This is a genomic window from Desulfatibacillum aliphaticivorans DSM 15576, assembly GCF_000429905.1.
In the GTDB taxonomy this organism is placed as follows: domain Bacteria; phylum Desulfobacterota; class Desulfobacteria; order Desulfobacterales; family Desulfatibacillaceae; genus Desulfatibacillum; species Desulfatibacillum aliphaticivorans.
Genome location: NZ_AUCT01000002.1, coordinates 112,442 through 128,633 on the forward strand (window position 1 = coordinate 112,442; position 16,192 = coordinate 128,633).

The following is a 16,192-nucleotide window of genomic DNA, read 5'->3' on the forward strand; positions in this document are numbered from 1 at the left end:
GCGCCGTCAATGAGCCAGAATGGTTGAGAATAACGCCTTGAACGGCCCGCCCGTCTGGTGAAACCGCTCAAGGCTGATGGTGCATTGTTTGCTCTCATGCTAACGCATTTGGCGGCATCCTCTCGGGGATAATGCCTCCACCAGTGACCCCCTCAGTTTTTTCACAATTGCCCTTTCCTCATCTCCGGTACACAAAGTTCGCCACATCCCGGCGGAGCTTCTCCGGCTGGGTAATGGAGACAGCGTGGCCGGAAGAATCGTAAGCGGGATGATATATGGTTCTGCTGGAAGTCTCAGGAAGGTCCTGGCGCAACGTTGAATCTTGATAATATATGGTGAACGCCTCGTGTTGGGCGTCGGTCTCCACCCTGTTTACTTCATCATACCCTTCAAAGGACGGGGGAACGGAGGGGGAGTAGACCATAAAGTCATAGGCGGCGTTGGTGATCATAACGTCGGCCACCGCCAGGTTGTATAAAAACAGCCTGCCGTACTCGTCTGCTTCCGGGTCTATCCTGTACTTGCCGATTTTGCTCCAATCCCCGAAAAACTGGAAAAAGAGGTTTATCCACGCGTCGTTCATGTAATAGGCGTAGCACTGTTCTTCATCCCAGGTTTTAACGTATGCGTCGCACCCCTCCAAAATTCCAAAGGCGTCCTCAAGGTCATTGGCTCCGATATTGTTCACCGGGTTTTTAACCATTGCTATGGCCTTGGCGTAGGCCGGGACAAGATCCAGGTTATCGTCCACGAACTCCGGGATTGGGGTGGGGGCATTAAGATACTTATAGGCGTTGTTGTCCTGCCTGTACTCTGCATACATGCCGGTTATGAGCTCGGGATCATAGTTCAAAAGCCGTTTTAAAACCTTAAGGTTGTATAGGCTGTTGGTGGTATGCTCCTCAAATGAATCGGTCCATCCTATGGCTTCCTGGAAATTGTATCCATCCAACTCCAAGGTGTTGCTCACGTAATCCAGCACCGAGAGATACGGCCCTCCCATGAAGGGGATGTAACAGGTGATGGCGTTGCTTTCCGCACAACGCACGTAACGGGGTTTGCCGTATTGATCCGCCAATTGATCGATTACGGAGCCGTCCTCCTCCAGCATCATGCCTGTCAGGTAGGTTTGCCTCCATCCCGTCAACTGGGGTTGGATCATGACATGTTTGCCAAACTGCATCTCCGCAATTTGGGCTGGGGAGAAGTCCTGTCCCAAGGAGCCGTTAATGGCGTTAAGATGGGCGCGGACCACATCAGGGAGTTCATTATCCCAAAACACGCGCTCCGAAGGCCCGGAGTAATCATTATAAAAAAGAAGCATGTTGAGCATGAGGGAGGTGCGGACGCCCCCATAGCTTTCCCCTACCAGGACAACCTTGCCAGCCTGCACGTCATTGATTCGCAGGGCCTCCAACATAGCCCTGACCATCATATCGGCGTCTATATAGGGATTGAAATTCACCCCGTGATAGTAATCCTCCATTCTTTGCCCCAAGTCGTCGCAGATGTCGCCGCCCGCTCCTTGAGTGTAGGAGAAGCCCGTTCCAGGAGCGTCTATGTATAATAGGTTGCCAATTTTTCGCCAGCTAAAGGGGTTCGCTGCATCCGGATCGTCGCCGGTGACCAGTTTGCTCAGGGTGCGGTCCGTGGTGTTCATGCTGAGCAGATTTCCCGTTGTGGCGGCCCCGGGGCCTCCGTTAAAAAATACAAATACCGGGTATTCTTCCGGATTTTCCACGTCCGCCGCCTGAAAAGAATAAAAAATGTGAGCCGGGGATGTCTGAACGCCATTAAACCAATCGTGGTGGAGGCTATAGGTAATGGAAGGAATTTTGATAAAGCCAGCCCTGCTAATCAAATCCACGCCTTCAGGCGTCAAGTGTCCGTCATCGTCTACAAGGTCGCATGCACCCGTCAGCAAAAAGCATAAGAACAAAAGAAGCAAAATAATCCAAGAAATCTTTTTCATACACTCCTCCTATATAATTATAATTCGTTGACCATGAGCAGTCTATTAACAATAGGATTGCCGCGACTAATGCTATGCAATTTTTGCACCGGATAAAGGGATGAATAGGGAATCCGTTGCGAGCGCGCTTGGTTTTGCATCCGCAGGCGCTCTAAAATAAGGCCCTGGGAGTTTGACGGAGATATTCGGAAATGAGGCCTCGAGCGGCCCGTGCTCCGGAGCCGCTCGAGGTTGAAAAAGGCGATGCCTGCTTTTGCGTCAGGATTATGGCGACATCCCTTCAAGGATAATGCTTCCGCCAGATGTCCATGAGGTTTGCAATGGCGGACTCCGGGTCATGGGATTGGTTAACCGCCCGGACCACGGAGAAATTCCCGGCGCCGTGCTCCAAAACCTGGGGCAGGTTTTCCGGGTTGATCCCGCCGATGGCCACGCAGGAAAGAGGCGAGCCCTTGATGATCCGGCCCATGGCTTCCAGGCCCACCGTCGGGTCGGGCTTGTCCTTGGTAGGCGTTGGGAATACCGGCCCCACGCCGATGTAATCGGGCTGCAAATCCCTGGCGGCCAGTTCCTGCTCCACGCCGTGGGTGGACAGGCCGAATTGCTTGCCCGGCGCCGTCCACATGGATCTGGCCTCCTCCAGGCTCATGTCCTCCTGACCCAGATGCACGCCGTCGGCGTCCGCCTCTTTGGCTATGTCCACATGATCGTTGACTATAATCAGCGTTTTGGAGCCTTTCGTGATTTCCCGAAGGCTCAGGGCTTTTTCCAGGATTTCCTCCTTGGGCGCGTTTTTCATCCTAAGCTGAAGATAGCGCAAGCCCTGGTTAACGGCGGCCCAGGCGCAGGCCTCGTACCCGGCGACGGGATTGGTCAGGATCAGGTACAAACCGTAGGGTTTATCCATCGATATCCTCCAGGATCATCTTGGCCACCTTGCGGCCGCTCATGAACATGCCGCCGAAAATGGGGCCCATGCGGAACCCGCCGCTGGCGTTGTTGGCGGCCATGCCCGAGACGTACAAGCCGGGATACAGGCATTTGGTGTTTTCCACGGTGGAAGCCTCGCCCAGTTCCATCCACATGGGCTTTTCGCCCATAATCTTGCCCGTGGGAGTGTCGATTTTAATGCCCGCCTTGCGGGTGGCCAGGTCGGTGATTTCACCGGGATGGCCGGTGCCGTCCAGGACGGCCTTGGACATGACCACCAGGGGATCCACGTGCATGCCCAGGCGCTCCACGGGAGTCCAGTTGACCACCACGCCGCAGATCCGGCCTTCGCGGCAGACCACGTCCTCCACGGACACGGAGTTGTTAATCATGACGCCGGCCTTTTTTGCGCCGAAAATCAGGCCCGAGGCCACTTCCACGGAGTCCGCCGTGTACAGGCCGTCTCCCGCGCTTTTGTAGGAGATGTTGAAGTCGTCCAAAATGTGCAGGGCCTCCTCCTGGATGACGATTTCGTTGAACAGCATGCCGCCGCCCCACACGCCGCCGCCCGGCGCCAAAAGGCGTTCGAAGATGGCGACTTTTTTGCCTTCCTTGGCGAGCGCCGTGGCCGCCACCAGGCCGGAAGGGCCTGCGCCCACGATGGCCAGATCCACTTCCAGGAAGTTCTGCAGTTTTTCAAAATAGGTCCTAACGATTGCCGATGTGATTCTTTCTTCCATGATTCCTCCGAAAAAGTAAAAAAGGCGACTCCCGAATCCGGGAGCCGCCTTAATACTCATTCGTGCACATGGTTCCCTAGCGCCGGCATTACCCGGATCAGGTTCAGTGGGTATAATCTCAGCCCGAATTTCTCTTCGGGCACCCCAACCATCATTTGGGTGTGGTATAGCCTGAAAAATGAGGCGTGTAAAGGGATTAATGATTGAATTTTGTTAGATGGTCGCGACGTGGTCTTTAAAGAGGGGATCAGTCTCAATGAGAAATTTCGGACTTCACGGTTCGATCCGCCACTGGATTTTGCCCAACCTCAAGATTTTCTTACCTTAAATTTATTAATAAAAAATGTATTTTATCAAATAGTTATATAGAATATTTGAGTATCTGATGCTTCAGATATCTGATACATCAGATACTTAAACCTTGACAAGAATAAGACTTCTAAAGTATCTGTTTCTTCAGATATCTGAACAAACAGATACTTTGAGGGAGGCGCCGATGAAAATTCATTATGGAGGGCCGGTTTCTGGCGAACATTGTTTTTCAAGGCCGGACCTGGAGCAGAAAATAAGCCGATTCATAGAAAACGGGGCGGGCGTCAAAATGTTTGGGCTGCGCAGAATCGGCAAGTCCACCCTGATGCAAAACGCCTGTCAGGAAATGAGAATTAAAGGCTGCCAGGTCGTCGAGATCGATGCTCAGGGGATGCGTTCGGTGGATAATTTGCTATTCGAAGTTTTTAAAGCGCTTCACAAGGAGCAAAAAGGCTTCATGAGCATCCTCAATAACCTTGTAGCCAAGGATCCAGCGATTCCTAAAGCAATCAAAGCGTTTTTCAACAAGCTAATGAAAGGAAAGGGCTTTCCTGAAAATCAGACTGGCATCGCTGACTATTGGCCGCATTTTTCCGACCTGATCGTCCAAACCCTTCAAGTTCAGCAACCTAAAATTTTGTTAGCCATAGATGAGCTTCCCTTCATGCTTGAAAATATGATTAACGATCACCCGGAGAAATCCGCAGCCGATGTGGATAGGCTGTTGGCCGCTCTGCGCCAGTGGCGAGACCATGGGGTAAAAATGATTTTTGCAGGCTCCATTGGTATAACTGGGCTGGCGCGAAGGGCTGGATTTCGAACCGATCATTTAAACGGCCTGTCTTCCGTGGACGTCCCTGAGCTATCCGATGCTGAGGCCCGTGAGTTTCTTAACGCCGCGGTTCTCGAATCCAATGGCCGCTGGACTGAGGCGCACACCAAGGCCTTTTTTCAGGAAATTGGAACGCAGTATCCAAGCTACATAGTAAAAAGCCTGCTCATTTTGGACCATTGCAACCCTCCAACTCCGGAAGAATTCCGGAAAATTTTCTCGAGCCAAATTCGACCTGATCTCCACGCCGTGTTTCAGGACCAACTCAGCCGCCGTTATAAAAACTACGATAACATTTCCGATACGATCAGGCGGGATATGATCAAGCCGCTGCTTAAGCATGCTACGTCCTGCTCCGAGGGCGCCATGCAATCTGAAATAGAGGATCAAATAGGTTGTGATCGCATTGAGCTGGAGGACTGCATTCAGATGCTGCAGGAGGACGGATTCATCCGTTTTCAAGAAGATAGGAACGGATACCGCACCTTGTTTCCGGCTTCCCAATTGGTTTCTCTTTGGGCAAGGAGTATGAACCTGTGAACCAAGACTGCACCCATGCACCGATTATTCGCTCTTTCAACACCCACAGCATGGAGGACTCCGTCATTGAAGCCTTGATGACAGGAAGGGAGAGAGAGAGCACCCAGATGATGGCGGCTATCGACGCCAACAGAGAGATATGCCCGGGAAAGCTGCAGCATCTCATTCTTTACGGCCCCCGGGGCTTTGGCAAGTCCTTCATGGCCCGAGTGGCCCAAATCGAAGCAGGGAAGCGCTCGACCGACGAGTCCCCCATAGCCTTTGTCCTCCTGCCCGAAGAGCAACACAATCTTGTCCGCAATCCTCACGGCTTTTTGGATTATGTGACAATGAAACTGGCGGACCTGCGCAGCGGCGCCGATCAAAGCTGGAAGGGGGCAGGCTTTGTATGGCCCGACCCGGATGAAGCCCAAAACCAGTGGACGAAATCGGTCAAAAGCCTGGAAAACGAGTTGGACGCTTGGTTCAATGGCCGCTCGGGACTGGCCGTCATAGTGGTGGAAAATTTCGACATGCTGCTTAAAACGGTTTTTAGCGGAGACCCGGAACAGCAAATGCTACGCAAATGGATGACCCGCAAAGGGAACCGTTGCATGATTCTCGCCACGGCCACCGGGGCGGTGGACGTGGATTATGAGAAGCCCCTTTTTCAGGCCTTCCAACCCATTGAGCTTTCCCCCTGGAATTCCCAGGACTGCATTGACTATTTTAACCGCCGGAGGGCTTTCAAGTGCATGGAGGAATTGTCTCCTGACGAAGAAAGCAAAGCCCGCGCCGTGGCGGATTTCATCGGCGGAGCCCCAAGGCTGGCCCAGCTATTGGCCGATGTTTTGGACGCAGACAAGGGTTTCAACCAGGGAGATCCTTTGTCCGTTGCCGAAGTCATGAACGCTTTAGCCGATAAGCTGGCAGACTACTACCGCAGGCGAATTGACGACCTTCCTCCTCTGGCCAGGGGCCTGCTGGACGCCCTGATTCGCGGCGGAGAGCCCTGCTCCGCCACGGAGCTTGCCAACAGGGTTAAAGCCAAAGGCCAAAACCTAATAGCCAGAGTCATAAAGGACCTACAGCGGGCGGACATGATCCGGGGAGTCAAGGCGCCCGATGGCCGAGAAATTCTTTACAGGGCCGCCGACCGGGTTTTTGTCCATTTCTACCGCATCCGCCAAGGGAATCAGGCGGCGCTGTCCTCGCCGCTAAATGCGATCCTGGATTTTTTGCGCGCCTTTTATTCAGAAGATGAACGTAGAACTCACACTGCACGATACCTGGATGCCGGACGCCCGGCAGAGGCGGACGTTTTCGCCCGATTGGCAATGGAAATACAGTCTTCAAAAGGCTATAATGCTTATAGAAACGAATTTTATCAAAGGCTCAGACTCTATCTCCGAGCAGCCCCGGAGGCATGGCCTGAATCGCCGGAAGTATTGGTTGAAAAAATCAAAAAAAACCCTGCACAGGTAATTGACGCCTCGAAGAATCTCCCTGCTCCATCAACTAAGCTGGAAGCCGCGATCCGTTGCGCTTTAATTAGTCTGGCCTATGTACTGTTGGACCTTTCCGATAGGGCCGAAGCAGCCTTAACAGAGGCGCTCAATGAAGCCTGTGACAGCCCGGAGGCGACTCTTGTGGTTGCCTATGAATTGTCTGAATATTTATTTTATGAAAAAAAGGAGTTTAATCAAGCCATAGCCAATACTGAGCTTGCGGGGAAACAGGCGGATCAAATCACTTCATCTTACCTAAAAATACTGGCTCTTAAAGATCGATCTTTTAATTTGTTACAACAGGGAAACTATGTAGAATCCCTTGATGCGGCATCTAAGTCTGCGTCTTTGGCTACAAGTCATGAAGAGAGAACCCAGCAAGCATCGGCTATGAATCTACAAGCCTATTCATTATATGGGCTAAGTCGTTTTGAAGAGGCCATCGAAGTGACTAGGGCTTCTGCAATCATTGCCCATGAATGTGGGGATAAAACAGAGATGGCAGAGGCTATGATATATCAGGCCTTTTCATTTAATGAGCTTGGCCGCCACGAACAAGCCTTTGAGGTTGCCAAAGCTGCCGCAAAGCCTGCTCATGAATGCAAAAATACGAGACAATTGGCCATTGCAAAAAGCTCCCAAGCATACTCATTGTATAAACTCGGCCGCTATAAAGAGGCCTTTAAAACGGCTGCCTCCGCCACAGAGTTTGCCCTTGAATGCGGAGACAACGAAATGGCGGCCCATGCCATGAATGATCAAATACATTCTTTATATAAACTAAACCGCTATGGTGAAGCATTTCAAATTGCGGAAGCCATGTTCGAATATGCCGTGATGTTAGACAATGTAGATCTCATTGAACAGGCTGCGAAAAGAGCCCTTCAGGCTGCGGAGGCCTCGCCTCAACCAAAAGTAGTTGACATTTTCGATCGTTGGAAGGAAAAGGTCGTCTCTGATGAAGACGTGTCCTCTTGGCTTTTCAGTCTCCTCTGCGCGGTGACACGGGCGCGCGCCTGGGTGGAGTTTGATGATTTTATAAAAAGGCACAAAGACTGGATGACAGAAACGATCGCCGACTTTTGGTTTAAAGTGTATGATGTTGGTTACACCATCACCGTTGTTGAACGGGAAGAAGGCCGTGCTGCTGGCTTCGATGCGGCCCAAGGAATGTTGTCCCGCCTATCCGGAATCTATGCCGTCACTGGTGAAAGATCTGATAACTGGTTTATAGTTTTGATCTTAGGTTTTGCACAAAAAAGCACTGATCCTAACTTGATCCGTGACGTGGCAGGGCTTCTGACCGTTGATCTTAACCCCCAAGCGCCTTCTCAATCTTTGTTGCTTGAACAGTTGGCGACATACGAGGAGGCGGCGGAGAATAAGGAAGCGGTTCTTGCACGCATGGACCCGGATGTTGCCTTGTGGATACGCAGAATCCGAGGGTTGCCTGAGGAAAATCCTTTGCCGAAGAAGAAGCAAAAGCGAAGAAAGAAGTCTTCGAAGGATTAGGCGGATTGCCGGTTTTGAAAAGCGAAGTTAGTCCCTTGCACAAGGTTTTCGGATTCCAATACCTGATGGGTTTTACTGCATGTCGCGTTGCGACCCTGGCACGAGACTGCCGTGCCAGAGCCGCCCTTAACGCGCAGGGCGCTTCCGGGACGACACAGGGGTCTGTCACTACACATCGTAAGGCTCCAAGGCGGAGCTTGCAGGGCAAGCCCGGCCCGTGCAAGTGGAATCCGTCATTCACAAAGATTCTCTTTTATCTGCGCGTCCAACATGTTTTCATGGCATCCATGTAATTATGCCGGCCTCTGGCTGCCGGGCCTTCCATTGCAGAAAGGACTGGATGTCCCGCACGTCGTCTTGAATCACCGCCTGATAGATTTCTATGCCCATGACGTTTTGATCCTCGGGCATGGCGTTTTTGATGGACAGGACGGCCAGTCTGGCTTCCTGCGTCAATGCCTGGGAAACCCGCTCAGCAACCTTTTCAAAATGGCCGGCGAAGACGGAGTCCACCAGAATATGAATCATATCGATTTTCCAGGTTTCTCCGTCCGGCGCTTCGTATACGGCGTGCCACTCCAGGCACTTGTCTTCGGCGTCCAACAGGTTGATGTAGTTGACAGAGCGGACGCGGGGATTTTCCGCAATTTTTGAAACGGCCAAAAAACTGTCCGGCAGGCTGAAAGGGTCCGTGTAGACATGGCAGTCGATGTCCCTGTGGTTCATCATCAGGCCCATGGCGAAGGAGCCCACCATGTTCAGGGTCGCGCCCACGGACTGCCATGACTCCATGAGACGAACATCTTTGATCACTTGCCGGGCTTGTTCCTCCAGCAGTTTGGCCTTTTTCAAAAGATCTTCCATTGGTTGCCCCTCTTTATTTCCGGATTTCCACCTGCTTGCGCCCGCCGGCAGGCCCGCTTCCATAGGTTAAAACGCAAAGGCTGGATTTTTCTCATATTTTCCTGATCAAGGCAAGGAAAAGGTCGGATCCGGGGGCGCGTTTTTTTTCTTCGATCGTAAAATTTATTCTTGACAACATAGGGCAGAAAATCCAAGTATTATTCATCAAGCAATTTGCAGCGTTCCTTGCTTTTTCGAGCCTTAGCCATGCCCATGGCGCCGCAGGCCTTGAAAACCGCGGGCGCTTTCCAAGAATCGGCCTGAATCCGGGGGGAAATTCAGGACGCCTCAGGCCTTACGCAGTGGGCTTCAACGCCCAATCACAGCAGACAAGTCAGGAAGAAATTATGAAAGCATGGATTTTCGCCGTTTTGCTATCTGCGGCATCGGCCAGTGTTTACAGTTATCCGGACGCATTAAACGACATGACTCCTGACGGCAGAGGCGCGCAAGCCGCGGAGGAAATTCTTGAGGTGGTGCAAAGGGCGGCGACGTCCATGGAAATGGCGCCGAACATCCAGGAATTCAACGCCTTTGTGTATGAAAAAGCCTCACGCTTCAGCATAGAGGAGTTGTATGAAAGCGGCTTTTTGGAGACTCTTCCCGACGGGTCCAAGGGCCTGGTTTTTATCGGGAATAATCAACCGGGCTCGTACGCCCTGACAACCGGCCAGTCAGGCGCCAAGCCTTGCCCCGGCGGTTTTACCGCGGAATTTGGTTTAAAGCGGCATGAGACCTGCGAATACGGCGGTCCCAGCTTTTCGGCCCACATGGACATCCGGGCCAACACCCTGAGAATGTCTGACCAAACCGGCCTTGCGCTTCACGAGGGTTTTTTAAAGGTGATCGATCCGAAAAACTTCCATGAACTGCAGGCCTTGCGGACCCGCAAAGACCGCCATATCAAGATGGAAGCCCTCATGGTGTTGAAGGAATTTTACACAAAATTTCCCCACGGAGCTCGGTTGATCCAGCTTTACACCTACCCGCTCCATTCCGAGATCGTCACCCGGGAATTTGAGGGACAGGAATACACGGTCCAAAATTTTCGGGTGTTTTTAAAGCTGGACGCCATAAAAAAAGATTATCCATTTTTGAGCGGCTACCTGGAGGATTTCAGGGACCTGTTTCGCAGCGAGGTAATCGTCTCCAACAAACAGGGCGCAACCATCCTCAAGATGGCCTTTGACTCCCAGAAAGATATCTTCAGCCTGTCCATGCTGTCCCGGCAGGGAAAGGTCATCCCCTTTGACGCCAAGGGAAATCCTCTCTTTGATCAGGAAGTGCGCGGCGTGGGCCTGGAGGATCTGGAATTCGACGTGGACATGACCTTGTTCGTGAATGTCTTCGGCATCAAGTTCACTACGGAAAACATTGACTCTGCATGGCGCTATCATCGGGAAGGCTCCAAGGGCGCCCTGGAAGTCAAGCTGACCAACATTGACCGGACCAGCCTTTTCGGCAAGGCCGAAGGCAAAGTCCCGGATTGGGTCCGCGATCTGGCAATCCCCCAAAAGGTGGACAACATGCTGTTCGGCTTCACTCGCCTGCTGGTGAACGCCAATAACGGGGAAGGTTCGCGCATGGTCATGGAATGGGACGACTCGGACCCGGAAAACGTGGCCTTTCATATGCGCGGAACCACAGAGCTGCTGGATAATTATTATGTGCGATTCGCCGCCGCAGCCATCAAATATTGCTTCCAGACCGACGGAAACACGCAGTACGACATGCAGCGCTTGCTGACCCGCACCCTGAATGCTATAATTCTGGACATGCGAATGTACTCGGGGGACGGGGTGCGGCAGGAGGCATTGAGCAACGCGGGAAGCGTACACAACGACGGTTAAAGGAGGCAGGATGCAAGGAGAAAACACGCACAGCGTGGCGGTCGGCTACATCTTATGGATTTTCGGATTTTTCGGCGCGCACCGTTTTTATTTCGGCAAGCCGGTTTCGGGCACGATTTATTTTTTCACCTTCGGCGTGTTTCTAATTGGCTGGATTGTGGACCTATTCCTCATCCCGGGCATGGACGCCAAAGCGGAAGTCAAATACGAATCCGGCCCCGTGGATTACACCATCGCCTGGATTCTGCTCACCTTTTTGGGATATTTGGGCATCCACCGGTTTTATATGGGCAAGTGGCTGACCGGCCTTTTGTGGCTGGTTACCGGCGGGTTGTTCGTCGTGGGATATCTGTACGACTACTGGACCCTGAACGGGCAAATCAGTGAAGTCAACTCGCAGCGCGCTTAGTCAAACTATCTGATTTTAAAAATCTATTCAGGATCTTACGGGGCGGCCTTTGCATTGCAGCATAGGCCGCTTTTTTTTAAAACGCCTCCCGTGTTCGCGTCTGCGCATTGACATCCACGCCTTGAATATGTACACTATATCTGTACATACATGTAAAGGAGGCGACAATGGCCATTCAAACAACCTACACGCATGCCAGAGCGCATTTGGCTTCGCTGCTGAATGAGGTTTCAGAAAACCGGGAGGTGGTGATCATCCAGCGCCGGGGGCATGAAGATGTGGCGCTGATATCGGCGGTTGAGTTGGGGGGGATTCTTGAGACGGCTCACTTGCTTCGGTCTCCCAAAAATGCTGAGCGCCTATTAGCCGGCCTGGAAAGAGCCAGGAATGATGAGGGCTCTGGGGAGTCGCTAAAGGATCTCCGTAACGAGGTCGGCCTTGAGTAAAAGGCGGAAAAAGGTCCCGGATGATTCCGGGGGGCGCCTGTCGGTCTTTCAGCCTGAATTCAGGGAGGACCTGCGATTCTGGGTGGAAAAGGACCGAAAGACGGCGTTGCGGATTTTTCAACTCATAGAAGCCGTCATGCGGGATCCATTTCAGGGGATCGGCAAGCCGGAGCCGTTAAAATATTTCGGCCCCGGCGTATGGTCCCGCCGAATCACCCAGGAGCACCGGTTGGTATATCTGGTGCGCGATGCGCGAATCGACTTCATTCAGGCGCGTTATCATTATTGATGCAAAATGGTGAGTCCCCGTTTCCGGGAATGACGAAGCATGAAGGCGTTGCCCACTAATTTTGTTGGGTGAACCTGCGCGACATGAATAACCCTCTTTAATAATTCTATAATAACGAATACCTTGTCTGATTCATTGAGCGCCCACAGCGCAGAACCACCCCACCTACGCCTCATCTTTATAGGATGTAGATATTATGGGTAGAGCTTGCGAAACCCGACAATATCTCCCGCAATCTGCTCTCATCGGCCTTACGAACGCAAAGTGGCGATGAGGCGCAGGGGCTTAAGCAGCAGATCCAGGGCGCACAGGATGTTGGGCGCCACAATGTCCGCCGCCTGTACGGCGACTCCCGCGGCGCATTCAGCGCCCACAACGGCGATGCCCAGGGCGGCTTTCTCCAGCATCAGGCAGTCATTGCGCCCATTGCCCACGGCAATGGTTTTTTTCGCGCCCTGCTCCGCCACGTATTGCTGCTTCGCCAGGTCCTGGGCTTCTTTGCCGAGGACGGAAACCGTAAAGCCGGTCCCTTCAAAGGCTGCTTTTACCGTGCCAAAGGTATCGGCGGTTAAAATATGTATTTCCAGGCTTTGGGAAAGGGTTTTAAGCCTTTCCATAACTCCGTCTATCACCTTGCCGTCTATGGCCAGGGTTCCGTTATAGTCCAGCACGAGACTGCCGTAAGACGCGTCTCCGTGACCGGGGATGGAAATATTGATCACGCGTTTACCTCCACGCCTGCAATCCGGAGTTTGTCATCCACGGTTGTTACGGCCTGCATTTCGAGCATTCCGAAGGGTTCCGGGGGACTGAGGCGAATGGTCAATGATTCAGGATCATTGACGAACTTCTTCAATTCGTCCGTGATGGCTTTGACGGCGGGGCTTTCGTTTCCCGTCATCTGCGCATCCAGGGTTTCAATCATTTCCGCTTTGACCTCGGCAATGGTCATGCCCCGCTCTTTGGCGGTCTGCTCCATGGCCAGGACGAGCAATTTCGGATCTTTATAGGTTAGTGAAGCGCCGACAACCTTGGCTTCCGACAAAACCTTCAAGGCCGTCATGTAAGCCTGAAGCCGGGAAACCTTCTCTTCGGGAAGGTTCAGGTTGGAGAAATGAAAATCCATCTCCAGGGTTCCCATCTGGTCTTCGGTGATGCGCAGGGTGTTTATGTCCAGGGTCTTTTTATCTCTGGCGTAATCATAGGCGCATTCCAGGTTCCAGGACAGAGCCTCGGGGTCCAGGCCGGCGGCCCGGGCCCTGGCGATGTATTCGGCGCCGCCCGCTTCCGACTTCATCCCGATAAGTTCAAAATGCTGCTTGCCGGGGTCGGAAGCGCCCCACCTGAAAGTGTGGACGACGACTTCGTCCATGAATATGGGTTCGGGAGACTTTGCCGTGATAAACTTCAGGCCATGAAAATGAGCGGCGCCGGTAAAAAGGTTGACGGAAACCTTGTCGCACTGGACGTCGCCCAGAATGTCGGCTTTCTCCAGGCCTTTGGCCAATTCTTTTTCCGCGCGTTGGTTGAGATACCACTGGCCTCCTGCAATGGCGCAGCCCAGCAGCACGACCAAGACAACAATACTCGCCGCAACCTTTTTCATGAAGAATTTTCCTTGTAATATTAAGCAGTAAAAAGAAAACAGCTTCCCTCCGAATTTCGGAGCATAGAACAGGGGCGGGGTTTTGTCAAACCTCAACAAGGAGACAGGTTTTTTCCATAAAAAGCTGTTCTTAAAGGTTAGAGCCTAAACCGGCCGGCAAGTTCCTTCAACTCCTGCCCCAAGTTGTGCAGTTGGACGGTGGCGCTTTCCAATTGCTTGGCGCCTTCCGAGTTTTGCTTGCTGGCTTCGGTAATGCTGTCCAGGGCGTCGGAAAGCTGTGCAATGCCGACCAGTTGCTGCTGGCTGGACGCAGCGATCTGGGTTGCGGAGTTGGACGCCTGCTGCACGCTGGATTCCAGGGCCCGGATGGACTCCCCGGACCGGGATGCCAGGGCTTCCCCCATGTCCACGGCCTTGGAGCCCCTTTCGGTGGCGAGCACCGAGGCGCTGGTGGCGGTCTGGATGTCGTTCAGGATGGTCCTGACCTGGCTGGTGGCTTGTTTGGAGAGGTCGGCCAGGGACTTGACCTCCTGGGCCACCACGCCGAAGCCCTTGCCGAAGTCGCCGGCCTTGGCGGCTTCTATGGAGGCGTTGACCGAAAGCAGATTGGACTCGTTGGCCAGATCCGCCACGGTGTCTATGATTTCGCCGATGCTGTGGGTGTGCTCGCTTAATTTGACGATGCTTTCGGCAATGTACTCCATTTCCTCCTTGATGCGCTGCATGCCGTCCACGGCATCGTCCGTGGCTTTTCTTCCGGCCTCGGAAATCTGGGCGGTGGCTTCGGCCTCCCTGGCCACGGCTTCGGCTTTTTCGTTAGCCACGGTGGTGGTCTGCTTGACCTCCTCCGCCGTGGTGCTCAACTCCAGCACGGTGGTTGAGGTCTCCATGGAACTGGTGGACAACTGGGATGAGGTTGCGGAAATCTGGCTGGACGAGGTTGCAAGGGCGTCCGCGCTTTCTTTAATGCGGGAAACGATTACGTGAATTTTCTCGATAAATACGTTGAAGCTCCTTGCCAGATCCCCGATTTCGTCCTTGGACTCCACGTTCAGGCGCACTGTCAGGTCGCCGTCGCCTTCGGCGATGTCCCTAAGGCTGTCCACCACTTCCTGTACATGGGAGAATATGGACCTGGACGCGAAAAAGCTGACCGGAAACATGACGGCCGTACACACCAGAAAGATGACAATCAGCACCCAGGTGACCTGCCACGTGTTAGACTTGGCCAGATCCATGGGAATCAGGGAAGCCAGGGCGCCGATGCACCGGGAGCCGGCGTACAAAGGCAAGGAGGCCTGGAAATAATTACTCCCGCCGATTTTGACCTCACTATGGATGGGATCTTGCGCCATGAGGCTCCAGTTATCGTCCACCTTCTCAAACAGGGTGAAATCACATTGCTGCTGGGCGGGCAAAGTCCCGCGGCTAAGGCCCTCGGGCAAGAACAGGTTGACATTGGCGTCGCTGATCTTGGCGGAACGCTCCACAAATTGCTGCTCAAAATACTTCACCACGGTAAGAAACCCGAATTGCCTGGGCTCAAAATCCTCCAATTCGTCGCTATAAACCGCCCCCATAACAGGAACCAGCACAAACTGGCCAATCCGATCCCCTTTTCTATAAAAATCCTCTATTGCGAAAGTGGGCGCATCTCCTTCCCAATCCTTGCTCATATCGGGATCGATGGCGTCCACTTCGGTCCATTCCACATTGGCCATGTTAACGCCTTTTTTCACCTCAACCATTTCCTGATTTTCTGCGTTGTGGGCAAAGGCAATCGTGACGTTATCCCCATTGGTTTGCAGGCCCAGAATGAACTTGCCTTCCAAATTGTACAGACGCACTTCCTGCACCCCGGATGAAGAAGCCACCTCGAAAATGGATTCGGCCATGGTCAGGTACTCGGACCGGAACATGCTCCGGTACTGAGAGCCGAACAAGGAAAAGTCGGCGCTGTTTTCTTCATCCGTGTTTTCCTGGATGAACTGCACCTTGATTCCCAAATCCTGGGCCGTGGCCATTTGGCGGGCTGCAGCGGCCAGTTTTTCCTGCCTTTCCGTAATGTCCTGCCGGATGATCTTAAATGATTTGTCCAGGCTGTCATTGGATGCGGCGCGCTGCTGCTTGTACACGATAAGAGACACGAGGATGGTGCACACCACCATGACAATGAGTAATACCGAAGGGACTCCCAGCATCAATTTGGTCTTTAATTTCATTACAGGAACCACTCCTCTATCATTGAATGATTAATGGATGGACGGCCTGTCCGCGGACGCGAGGCGCAATTTTACGATTCGTTTTCCGCAAAAAAATTTTTAGGATGGATAAATGGAAGAAGAACTCCCCCTCACAATGTAA

General features: G+C 52.7%; 13 protein-coding genes and 1 riboswitch. Of the genes, 6 read left to right on the forward strand and 7 right to left on the reverse strand.

What is annotated here, in order from left to right; genetic code table 11:
* Nucleotides 1-178 precede the first annotated feature (178 nt).
* The 3 genes from G491_RS0102680 to G491_RS0102690 all read right to left on the reverse strand — a co-directional run bounded on the left by G491_RS0102680 (nucleotide 179) and on the right by G491_RS0102690 (nucleotide 3,642).
* Nucleotides 179-1,972: a S10 family serine carboxypeptidase-like protein gene (locus G491_RS0102680; protein WP_028313491.1), complete on the reverse strand. Its 1,794-nt coding sequence runs from the start codon at nucleotides 1,970-1,972 to the stop codon at nucleotides 179-181.
* Between the two features lie 280 nt (nucleotides 1,973-2,252).
* Complete coding sequence (thiE, locus tag G491_RS29155; protein WP_051326987.1) at nucleotides 2,253-2,879, reverse strand: thiamine phosphate synthase; 627 nt, start codon at nucleotides 2,877-2,879, stop codon at nucleotides 2,253-2,255.
* Nucleotides 2,872-3,642: a sulfide-dependent adenosine diphosphate thiazole synthase gene (locus G491_RS0102690; RefSeq protein ID WP_028313492.1), complete on the reverse strand. Its 771-nt coding sequence runs from the start codon at nucleotides 3,640-3,642 to the stop codon at nucleotides 2,872-2,874. The genes thiE and G491_RS0102690 overlap by 8 nt, the downstream gene beginning before the upstream one ends.
* Before the next feature lie 56 nt (nucleotides 3,643-3,698).
* A riboswitch (TPP riboswitch) is annotated at nucleotides 3,699-3,799 on the reverse strand.
* 339 nt (nucleotides 3,800-4,138) lie between these two features.
* Between G491_RS0102690 and G491_RS0102695 the strand changes: the two genes are divergently transcribed.
* Both G491_RS0102695 and G491_RS0102700 read left to right on the forward strand, forming a co-directional pair.
* Entirely contained in the window at nucleotides 4,139-5,326 is a 1,188-nt protein-coding gene (locus tag G491_RS0102695; protein WP_028313493.1) for an ATP-binding protein, read from the forward strand.
* Nucleotides 5,323-8,325 (forward strand): MarR family transcriptional regulator, encoded by a 3,003-nt coding sequence (locus G491_RS0102700; protein ID WP_028313494.1) that lies wholly within the window; start codon nucleotides 5,323-5,325, stop codon nucleotides 8,323-8,325. The genes G491_RS0102695 and G491_RS0102700 overlap by 4 nt, the downstream gene beginning before the upstream one ends.
* Before the next feature lie 276 nt (nucleotides 8,326-8,601).
* On the opposite strand, the gene G491_RS0102705 is transcribed toward G491_RS0102700, so the two are convergent.
* The gene (locus G491_RS0102705) at nucleotides 8,602-9,189 is read right to left on the reverse strand and encodes a hypothetical protein (RefSeq protein WP_028313495.1); all 588 of its coding nucleotides are present in this window, start codon (nucleotides 9,187-9,189) and stop codon (nucleotides 8,602-8,604) included.
* Nucleotides 9,190-9,575: 386 nt separating this feature from the next.
* Here G491_RS0102705 and G491_RS0102710 point away from each other — a divergent pair, with 386 nt between their 5' ends.
* From G491_RS0102710 to G491_RS0102725, 4 genes are all read left to right on the forward strand, one after another.
* The gene (locus tag G491_RS0102710; RefSeq protein ID WP_028313496.1) at nucleotides 9,576-11,078 is read left to right on the forward strand and encodes a hypothetical protein; all 1,503 of its coding nucleotides are present in this window, start codon (nucleotides 9,576-9,578) and stop codon (nucleotides 11,076-11,078) included.
* A 10-nt stretch (nucleotides 11,079-11,088) separates the two neighbouring features.
* Nucleotides 11,089-11,487, forward strand: a complete 399-nt coding sequence (locus G491_RS0102715) for an NINE protein (protein WP_028313497.1) — start codon at nucleotides 11,089-11,091, stop codon at nucleotides 11,485-11,487.
* Nucleotides 11,488-11,654: 167 nt separating this feature from the next.
* Complete coding sequence (locus G491_RS0102720; protein ID WP_015947165.1) at nucleotides 11,655-11,933, forward strand: type II toxin-antitoxin system Phd/YefM family antitoxin; 279 nt, start codon at nucleotides 11,655-11,657, stop codon at nucleotides 11,931-11,933.
* On the forward strand, nucleotides 11,926-12,222 hold the full coding sequence (locus G491_RS0102725) for a Txe/YoeB family addiction module toxin (protein WP_028313498.1): 297 nt from the start codon (nucleotides 11,926-11,928) through the stop codon (nucleotides 12,220-12,222). Before G491_RS0102720 ends, G491_RS0102725 begins: the two co-directional genes overlap by 8 nt.
* Nucleotides 12,223-12,473: 251 nt before the next feature.
* On the opposite strand, the gene G491_RS0102730 is transcribed toward G491_RS0102725, so the two are convergent.
* The 3 genes from G491_RS0102730 to G491_RS33265 form a co-directional block, all read right to left on the reverse strand.
* On the reverse strand, nucleotides 12,474-12,944 hold the full coding sequence (locus tag G491_RS0102730) for an HAD family hydrolase (protein WP_015947167.1): 471 nt from the start codon (nucleotides 12,942-12,944) through the stop codon (nucleotides 12,474-12,476).
* The gene (locus G491_RS0102735; RefSeq protein ID WP_028313499.1) at nucleotides 12,941-13,828 is read right to left on the reverse strand and encodes a hypothetical protein; all 888 of its coding nucleotides are present in this window, start codon (nucleotides 13,826-13,828) and stop codon (nucleotides 12,941-12,943) included. Before G491_RS0102735 ends, G491_RS0102730 begins: the two co-directional genes overlap by 4 nt.
* A gap of 137 nt (nucleotides 13,829-13,965) precedes the next feature.
* Nucleotides 13,966-16,050 (reverse strand): methyl-accepting chemotaxis protein, encoded by a 2,085-nt coding sequence (locus G491_RS33265; protein WP_051326988.1) that lies wholly within the window; start codon nucleotides 16,048-16,050, stop codon nucleotides 13,966-13,968.
* Nucleotides 16,051-16,192 lie beyond the last annotated feature (142 nt).